Genomic DNA, 5745 nt, shown 5'->3' on the forward strand with positions numbered 1-5745 from the left:
CGGCGCCGTGCCCGATTGCGCGCTTTCGCAATTTGGCTTAATCTGCCGTGAATCCACGTAAGCCTTTTTAGGGGCAAGGGCATAGGAAATTGTTTCGCTACGGGTTTCGTTCAATGACGGATATTGGTCAACTCGGCGGCGGTCGCGGATGGATAACGGCGTGCGTAACGCTTGCTGTCTCAGGCTTGTTCGCTGTGTCCGTAGGGGCGCATCCCTCATGGGCGCAGGACGAGGCGCGGGACGAGTATTCCGAGGCTGTTGGCCAGGCATCCGAACTGCTGGGGATCGATAAGGTTCCGCCTGCCGATCCAGTCGGCGAGGAAGACTTTGCGGAAGAACTCTTCGAGGAGGAGCCCCTCGAAGAGGATTTCGCGGACGACGAAGACGCGGCGGGGGCGGACGGCACCGTGGAAATCCCCCCTGTGATTGACCGTCCCCTGGGCATAGACGAAGGCCCTCGCATCGAGGTGGCTCGCTTCCAGCTGTTGGATGCCCCCGACTACCCGGAGTTGGGCGTGTCGGCGGCGGAAGTGGACCGGCTGCTGGAAACATGGCGCCAGCGACGCGCGCCGGAGGGCGGCTTTACCATCGGTCGGCTGCAGGAATTGACCGAGGAGATATCCAAGTATTACCGCGAGCGGGGGTTGATCCTGGCGCAGGCGATCCTCCCGGTGCAGGAGGCCGAGGAGGGGGTGGTGAGGATTCAGATCTTCGAGGGCCGGCTGGGGCGGGTGCTGGTGGAAGGGAACGAGTTATACGACGAGGAAGAGATCCTGCTTGAGCCGTTCCGGGACTTGGTGGGCCAGCCAGTGGTGAATGCCCGCATCGAGTCCGCCTTGTTGCGGGTCACCGATTACCCGGGATTGGCTGTGTTCGGCATTTTTCAGCCGGGGCAGCGGGTGGGGGAGGCCGACCTGGTACTCAAAGTACAGGACGAGCAGCGCATGGATTTCTCCGTGCGCATGGATAACCAGGGCACGCAACGCACCGGGCGCGCTCGGCTGCGGGCCACGATTGACTGGAACAACCCCACGGAGTCGGCGGATCGGCTGCGCGTGGTGGGCCAGGGCGCCTACAAGCCGGAGAACCAGGCGTTCTGGAATATCGAGTACTTTCGTCATCTGGGCCGCGGCTACACTTTCAGGGCCTTCGTGGAGGAGAACTCCTTCGAGGTGGGCGGCCAGTTTGCGGAGCGGCAGATTGAGGGCGAAAGCCGCAACGAGGGGGTCTCCCTCAGCAAGTCCTTCCTGCGCAGCCGCCAGCGCAACGTGTCCGCCGAGTTGGCTTTTACCCGCAAGGATTCCCTGACCACGCAGCAGGATATGCCGCTCAACGAGGATAAATTGTCGGTGCTGAAACTGCAGCTGGACTACGACTCCGTGGACATTGAGCGCGGCGGCCTGAACTTCGCCTACCTGGCGTTATCGCGCGGGTTCAACGATTTCCTGGGTTCCATGGGCAACAACGAGAGCGCGGCCCGGCGGGCGGCTCGCCAGCAGGGCCCCAGCCGCCAGGGGACAGGCAATGTCTTCGCCGAGGGGGAATTCCAAAAGGCTGTCTTCGGTTACACGCGGCTACAGACCCTGACCCGGCATCAGTCCCTGTTGCTGCGCTCCGAGATGCAATGGTCGCGGGACCTGCTGGTGCCGCTGGAGCAGTTCTCCATGGGCGGGCCGGAGAGCGTGCGCGCTTACGGCGTGGCCGAGTTGTTGTGGGACCAGGCGGCCTTTCTCTCGGCCGAGTACCTGATTGATGCGCCGTTCATTGCCGATCGTCTGGCTTTCGGCAACCGAAACTGGGGCGAATTGCTGCAGTTCTCGCTGTTTCTGGACTATGCCATCGGCAAGTCGAACGATCCGCTGCCCAATGCGCAGGGCGTCGTGGTGGATCAATACGAGGACTACAGCGGCGTAGGCTGGAGCCTGCGCCTGAATGTGCCGGGGAGGTTGGTATCGCGCCTGATGATGGCCTGGAACCTGGGCGGCAGCGACAAGGACCCGGAGAATGGCCGCGACCCGCAGATCTGGTTCGACCTGACCTTGGATTTCTGAGTCTCTTGACCCGGCAAGTGTGCGGCGACTCCGGCGAAGCGTCGGCGCATGGCGGCTGAAGGCGGTTTCACCGTCCTTGGCGGGGCGGCGCCGGGGCTTCGCGTTGCCGTTCTGGCAAGCCGGTTTCATTCCCAGGTCTGCGAGCGCCTGCTGGCCGGTTGCCGGGACGCGCTACGGCAACGGGGCGCCGTTGCGGCCGAAGTGCTGCGTGTGCCGGGCGCCTTCGAGTTGCCGCTGGCAGCCCGCTGGCTGGCGGATCGCATGCCGCCGGCCCGGCCAGAAGCGATCGTCGCGTTGGGCGCCGTAATTCGTGGCGAGACCGCGCACTTCGATTACATCTCCTCCGCATGCGTCCGCGGGCTGGCCGCTGTTGCCCGCGACTCCCGGTTGCCGGTGTCCCTTGGCGTATTGACCACGGACACCTTGCAACAGGCGCTGGCGCGTTGCCCCGAAGGGGAGGACAACAAGGGCTACCAGGCCGCGCTGGCCGCCATTGAGATGGCGTTGTTGCGGCGGCAACAGGGCCGTGACCAACAGGACCGTGACGATACGTAAAGACCGTTCCCGGTCGCGCCGCTACGCCATGCAGGCCCTGTACCAGTGGCAGGTTACTCGCGGCTCCGCCTCCGGGATCGTCTCCGAGTTCCTTGAAGACCGGGACCTGGCCGCCGCCGATGTCGGCCACTTTCGCAACCTGCTGCAAGGCATCGTCGCCCATTGCGAAGACCTGGACCATCGTCTCGAACCCCTGCTGGATCGTCCCCTGGGTCAATTGGACCCGGTTGCCCGCGGCATACTCTATATCGGCCTGTACGAGCTCCTGCACTGCCCCGATATTCCGTGGCGAGTGGCGCTGGCCGAGTCCGTGAAGCTGGCCAAGACTTTCGGCGGCGAGGATTCCTACAAGTACGTCAACGGCGTGTTGGACCGCGCCGCCAGGGACCTGGGGAGGGCCGGCCCTGCCGCCTCCGGTTGACAATCCGCCCCGGGACCGCGAGCGGGATTGGATCCGGCGTTATTTTGCCCGCGGACGCACCGGCGCGCCTCCGGGGACCTTGCGCGGCATCGGCGACGATGCCGCCCTGTTGCGACTCCCCGCCGGCCAGACCCTGGCGGTGACCACCGACACCCTGGTTGCCGGCTGTCACTTCCCGCCCCGGGCGGCCCCCCGGGATGTAGGCCATAAATCCCTGGCCGTGAGCCTGAGCGACCTGGCCGCCACTGGCGCCGAGCCGCGCTGGATCTTCCTGGCGCTGACCCTGCCCCGTCCCGACGAGTCCTGGCTGGCGGCCTGCGCCGAAGGGCTGTTCGCCCTGGCGGATCGCTACGCCGTCGTTCTGGCCGGGGGCGACCTTAGCCGCGGCCCGCTGGCGCTTACCGTCACCGCCTGCGGCCTGGTCCCGGACGACTGCGCCCTGGGCCGCGGCGGGGCCCGCCCAGGCGACCAAATCTGGGTAACGGGCACCCTGGGAGATGCCGGCCTGGGTCTGCAACTGGAGCAGGGCGCCGCCCCTGCCGCCGCCGCGCGCTGGCGGGAGACGCTGTTGGCGCGGCTATGCCGTCCGCAGCCCCGTGTGCCCCAGGGCCTGGCCCTGCGCCGCATCGCCACAGCCTGTATCGATCTTTCCGACGGCCTGGCGCGCGACTTGGCGTTGCTCCTGGAGGCCAGTGGCGCCGGCGCTGTCCTGGATCCTTCCCGCCTGCCCTTGTCGCCGGCATTGCGGGAATGTCTGCCCCCCGAAGCGGCCTGGGAGCTGGCGCTCGCCGCCGGCGACGACTACGAACTCTGTTTTACCGCCCCCCCCGAAGCCGGGCCTCGCCTGCAGGGGCTGGCGGGCGCAGGCGGCGCCGACGCCTGCGACCTGACCCTTCTGGGTACGGTGACGTCCGGGACGGGGCTTTGCTGGCGCACCGCTGACGGGCGCGATTTCCTCCCCGCCGGCGCCGGTTACCGTCATTTCTGAATCCCGCGGCAATTTTCGCTTCGATTTTGGTTATAGTTCCCGCGGGCCGGCAACCGAAAACCGGCAGCCCACGAAGACCAGCAACCGATAAGGGAGGGCGAGGCTATGAATACCGACGCGGAGCGCGGCAACGACCGGGATGACGGCAAGGCAGAGGATTACCGTACCGAGCGGGACAGCATGGGCGCAGTGCGGTTGCCGGCGGCGGCGCTGTACGGCGCCCAGACCTGGCGCGCCGTGGAGAATTTCCCCATCAGCGATCTGCGAATGCCGCGCGCCTTCTTGCGCGCGCTGGGGCTGATCAAGGAGACGGCGGCCGCGGTCAACGCGGAACTGGGTCTGTTGGACGAGGGCCGCGCCACGGCCATCCGGGAAGCCGCCGGCCGCGTCGCCGCCGGCGCCCACGACGCCCAATTTCCGGTGGACGTGTTTCAGACCGGTTCCGGCACCAGCTCCAACATGAACTGCAACGAAGTGATCGCCCGCCTGGCCTCTGCCGGCGCGCAGATCGCCGTCCACCCCAACGACCACGTCAATATGGGGCAGAGCAGCAACGACGTGATCCCCACGGCCATCCATCTCAGCGCCAGCCTGCTGGCCGCCGAACGGCTGCTGCCTGCCCTGGAGCGCCTTGCCGACTCCATTGGGCGGCGCAGCCGGGAGCTGGAGGGGGTCGTCGCTACGGGCCGCACCCATCTGATGGACGCCATGCCCGTGACCCTGGGCCAGGAGATCGGCGCCTGGCGCTCCCAGGTGGAGCACGGCGCCGAGCGCATCCGGGCGTCCTTGCAGGGGATGCACGAACTGCCGCAGGGAGGGACGGCCGTGGGTACCGGCATCAATGCCCATCCCTCCTTTGCCGGGCGTTTCGCCGAACGGCTGGCGGCGGCCACCGGCATCCCTTTCCGCCCGGCGGCGGACCGTTTCGAGGCCCTGAGCAGCCAGGATGCGGCGGTGGCGCTCAGCGGCCAACTCAAGGCGCTGGCCGTCGCCCTGATGAAGATCTGCAACGACCTGCGCTGGATGAACAGCGGCCCGTTGTCGGGTCTGGCGGAGATCGCGCTGCCGGCCCTGCAACCGGGCAGCAGCATTATGCCGGGCAAAGTGAACCCCGTGATCCCCGAGGCGGTCTGCATGGTCTGCGCCCAGGCGATCGGCAACGACGCGACCATCACCGTGGCCGGCCAGTCCGGCAATTTCCAGCTCAACGTCATGCTGCCCGTGATCGCCTACAATCTCTGTCAGAGTCTGGAGATCCTCGCCGCCGCCGCCCGCGTCCTGGCCGAGCGGGCGATTGACGGCTTCACCGTGAACCGCGAGCGTCTCCGCCAGGGGCTGGAACGCAACCCCGTTCTGGTGACCGCCCTGAATGCCGCGATAGGCTACGAGCAGGGCGCCCGCATCGCCAAGACCGCCTACGCCCAGGGGCGCCCGGTGCGGGAGGTCGCCTTGGAGTTAAGCGGCCTTTCCGCCGAGGAACTGGACCGTCTGCTGGACCCGGCGGCCTTGACGCGCGGCGGTATTCCCGGCTGACGCGCGCTGGGCGTCTGCAAACGGTTTATATGAACCGCCATAAGCCATGGGACAATGCTTGCAGGGGGATATTCCCCAAGCCGTTACGCAATCGAGGGCAAGAAAAGCGGTTCTTACGCACCACTCCCCCCTTGAGGGGGAGCCGGCAAGACGAGGGCGCAAGCCCGATGTCGCGCCGGTGGGGGGAGCATCGAAAG

General features: G+C 67.0%; 5 protein-coding genes. All 5 read left to right on the plus strand.

What is annotated here, in order from left to right; translation table 11 throughout:
• Nucleotides 1-194: 194 nt before the first annotated feature.
• The gene (locus tag OXU43_01065) at nt 195-2051 is read left to right on the plus strand and encodes a hypothetical protein (GenBank protein MDD9823763.1); all 1857 of its coding nucleotides are present in this window, start codon (nt 195-197) and stop codon (nt 2049-2051) included.
• 48 nt (nt 2052-2099) lie between these two features.
• The gene (gene ribH, locus OXU43_01070) at nt 2100-2606 is read left to right on the plus strand and encodes a 6,7-dimethyl-8-ribityllumazine synthase (GenBank protein MDD9823764.1); all 507 of its coding nucleotides are present in this window, start codon (nt 2100-2102) and stop codon (nt 2604-2606) included.
• Nucleotides 2578-3027 carry a transcription antitermination factor NusB gene (gene nusB / locus OXU43_01075; protein MDD9823765.1) on the plus strand — a complete coding sequence of 150 codons (450 nt, stop codon included), beginning with the start codon at nt 2578-2580 and terminating at the stop codon, nt 3025-3027. Before ribH ends, nusB begins: the two co-directional genes overlap by 29 nt.
• Before the next feature lie 31 nt (nt 3028-3058).
• Nucleotides 3059-4015 (plus strand): thiamine-phosphate kinase, encoded by a 957-nt coding sequence (gene thiL / locus OXU43_01080; protein MDD9823766.1) that lies wholly within the window; start codon nt 3059-3061, stop codon nt 4013-4015.
• A 105-nt stretch (nt 4016-4120) separates the two neighbouring features.
• Entirely contained in the window at nt 4121-5548 is a 1428-nt protein-coding gene (locus tag OXU43_01085) for a class II fumarate hydratase (protein MDD9823767.1), read from the plus strand.
• Nucleotides 5549-5745 lie beyond the last annotated feature (197 nt).

The sequence above is a fragment of the Gammaproteobacteria bacterium genome (genome assembly GCA_028817255.1).
Taxonomy (GTDB): Bacteria; Pseudomonadota; Gammaproteobacteria; order Porifericomitales; family Porifericomitaceae; genus Porifericomes; species Porifericomes azotivorans.